The sequence below is a fragment of the Italian clover phyllody phytoplasma str. MA1 genome (genome assembly GCF_000300695.1).
Lineage (GTDB): Bacteria > Bacillota_I > Bacilli_A > Acholeplasmatales > Acholeplasmataceae > Phytoplasma.
The window spans coordinates 1-339 of record NZ_AKIM01000184.1 but is presented as its reverse complement, the minus strand read 5'-3'; the positions used below and the strand labels follow the sequence as shown (position 1 = coordinate 339).

Here is a 339-nt window from a genome sequence, read left to right as displayed (position 1 = left end):
TGATTTTGCCAATTAATTTTTTGATGATATTTTTAGATTCATTTTTATAATTGATTTGGAATATATTAAATAGGTTTTAAGCGGGGTTAAATCTGAAAGTAATAGTTTACTATTACTAGAAGAGAAATTATCATTAATTAAGGTTATTTTTGTTTGTTTAAATTTAATAAGAAAAATATAACAATAAAAAAAGAATTATAACAAATTTTAATGTATGAAATAAAAAAACACATAAAATTAGAAAAAAAGACCCCCAAAAGAAGAGCCTTTTAAAAGAATAATTTTAGAAATAGAACATTGATTTATTGTAAAAATTTATTTTATACTAAAACTTATTTT

General features: G+C 18.0%; 1 pseudogene. It reads right to left on the bottom strand.

The features are described 5' to 3' along the window. A pseudogene (locus tag RI01_RS03975) lies at window positions 1–171 on the bottom strand (phase variable surface lipoprotein); the annotation flags it as partial. Window positions 172–339: the final 168 nt, after the last annotated feature.